Origin of the sequence: Tumebacillus algifaecis (assembly GCF_002243515.1) — a bacterium.
Classification (GTDB): Bacteria; Bacillota; Bacilli; order Tumebacillales; family Tumebacillaceae; genus Tumebacillus_A; species Tumebacillus_A algifaecis.
This window is the reverse complement of record NZ_CP022657.1, coordinates 4,410,001-4,412,500: the sequence shown is the minus strand read 5'-3', so window position 1 is coordinate 4,412,500 and position 2,500 is coordinate 4,410,001. Positions and strand designations below refer to the sequence as shown.

The following is a 2,500-nucleotide window of genomic DNA, read 5'->3' as shown; positions in this document are numbered from 1 at the left end:
TGAATCCAGCGTTCCCCAGGCAAGTCGTTGTAAACGATAGTATGCAACTCGATCTCAGGCAGGGAATCCGAATGGATCTCCCCATTTGGAAAATCATCTCGGCTCAATTTGCCCGCTTGGGAGCCCTCCGACATGACGACTTCATAGGCGCGAAGGATCGAACTTTTTCCAGCGTTGTTGGGACCGACGAGCACGACGATATCATCCAGTTCGATTTCGACGGGTGTCTGCCCGATACTGCGGAAGTTTTTAATGATCAGTTTGCTGAGGCGTGGGCGTGTCATAAGTAGAACCTCCTAAGTGGTGTTGATAGAAGTAGTATCGCCAAGATCTGTGTAGAAAAATCGGAGTGTTAGCAAATATCGAGTGGGCGGTAAGAGTTTTTGGCGAGTAACTGTTCAAATGGCGTGGATTGAAAACTGGATAGCAGTGCGGAAGTGCAGAGCAGTAACTTGATGTTTGCTGGACAGGGAAGAGGCTCTTAGACGAGGGAACCGATATGAATCGACAACGTTGGGTAGGATAATCAAGCAAGAAAACAAAAAATGTAGATTGTCCGTGCTGAATTGAGAAATCGATGAAATTTGTTTAGTATTCTTCCAAAATGATGAAAAGTCGAGTTGAGACATGCCATCCAGCCATGATAAGATAGCTCTTGTCGCCGCGAGAGGCAAGCGGTTGACGCGAGAAACAAACCGATTGATCCTTGAAAACTAAACGAGTGTTACAGAGATCTGATGCGAGTCAAGATACAAACTTTTTCAACTTTTATTGAGAGTTTGATCCTGGCTCAGGACGAACGCTGGCGGCGTGCCTAATACATGCAAGTCGAGCGGACTGGAGGGAGCTTGCTCCCAAAGGTTAGCGGCGGACGGGTGAGTAACACGTGGGCAATCTGCCCGACAGACTGGGATAACGCTTGGAAACGAGTGCTAATACCGGATAAGCGATCCCCTCGCATGAGGGGATCGAGAAAGAAGCTTTCGCTTCACTGTCGGATGAGCCCGCGGCGCATTAGCTAGTTGGTGAGGTAACGGCTCACCAAGGCGACGATGCGTAGCCGACCTGAGAGGGTGATCGGCCACACTGGGACTGAGACACGGCCCAGACTCCTACGGGAGGCAGCAGTAGGGAATCTTCCACAATGGGCGCAAGCCTGATGGAGCAACGCCGCGTGAATGATGAAGGCCTTCGGGTTGTAAAATTCTGTCTTCTGTGAAGAACAAGTGTGAGAAGAGAATGCTCACACCCTGACGGTAACAGAGGAGGAAGCCCCGGCTAACTACGTGCCAGCAGCCGCGGTAATACGTAGGGGGCAAGCGTTGTCCGGAATCACTGGGCGTAAAGCGCGCGCAGGCGGCCATCTGCGTCCGGGGTGAAAGCCCAAGGCTCAACCTTGGGACTGCCTTGGATACGGGATGGCTTGAGGATCGGAGAGGCAAGGGGAATTCCACGTGTAGCGGTGAAATGCGTAGAGATGTGGAGGAACACCTGTGGCGAAGGCGCCTTGCTGGCCGATTTCTGACGCTGAGGCGCGAAAGCGTGGGGAGCAAACAGGATTAGATACCCTGGTAGTCCACGCCGTAAACGATGAGTGCTAGGTGTTGGGGGGTACCACCCTCAGTGCCGAAGCTAACGCATTAAGCACTCCGCCTGGGGAGTACGGTCGCAAGACTGAAACTCAAAGGAATTGACGGGGGCCCGCACAAGCAGTGGAGCATGTGGTTTAATTCGAAGCAACGCGAAGAACCTTACCAAGACTTGACATCCCGCTGACCGGTTTAGAGATAGACCTTCCCTTCGGGGCAGCGGTGACAGGTGGTGCATGGTTGTCGTCAGCTCGTGTCGTGAGATGTTGGGTTAAGTCCCGCAACGAGCGCAACCCCTAAATTGTGTTGCCATCATTCAGTTGGGCACTCACAATTGACTGCCGGTGACAAACCGGAGGAAGGCGGGGATGACGTCAAATCATCATGCCCCTTATGTCTTGGGCTACACACGTGCTACAATGGGCGGTACAAAGGGTTGCGAGGCCGCGAGGCGGAGCCAATCCCAAAAAGCCGCTCACAGTTCGGATTGCAGGCTGCAACTCGCCTGCATGAAGCTGGAATTGCTAGTAATCGCGGATCAGCATGCCGCGGTGAATTCGTTCCCGGGCCTTGTACACACCGCCCGTCACACCATGGGAGTTGGCAACACCCGAAGCCGGTGAGGTAACCGTAAGGAGCCAGCCGTCTAAGGTGGGGTCGATGACTGGGGTGAAGTCGTAACAAGGTAGCCGTATCGGAAGGTGCGGCTGGATCACCTCCTTTCTAAGGATTTACGGTCTAACGACCATAAAACAAGCTTTATCAAACTCGCATCATCTCTGACAACTCGTTTAGTTTTGGGGGATCAAGCCCGTAAGGGTTTTTCTTTCCCAAACGTGTTCCTTGAAAACTGGATAGCGAAATTGTGAGTCAAGACATGAAGAAATGCAGCATTTCGTATGCAATAACTT

1 protein-coding gene and 1 rRNA gene (1 of these 2 cut by a window edge) are annotated in these 2,500 nt (G+C 52.3%); one reads left to right on the top strand and one right to left on the bottom strand.

Annotation, left to right across the window (positions count from 1 at the left end; translation table 11 throughout):
* On the bottom strand, window positions 1–284 hold the start of the coding sequence (locus CIG75_RS19925) for an ATP-dependent nuclease (RefSeq protein WP_094238184.1). The gene continues 1,453 nt to the left of window position 1, outside the view; 284 of the gene's 1,737 nt are visible here — the first part of the coding sequence; the start codon lies at window positions 282–284; its stop codon lies beyond the left edge, outside the window.
* 483 nt (window positions 285–767) lie between these two features.
* Between CIG75_RS19925 and CIG75_RS19920 the strand changes: the two genes are divergently transcribed.
* Window positions 768–2,312: ribosomal RNA gene (locus CIG75_RS19920) — 16S ribosomal RNA — on the top strand.
* Window positions 2,313–2,500: the final 188 nt, after the last annotated feature.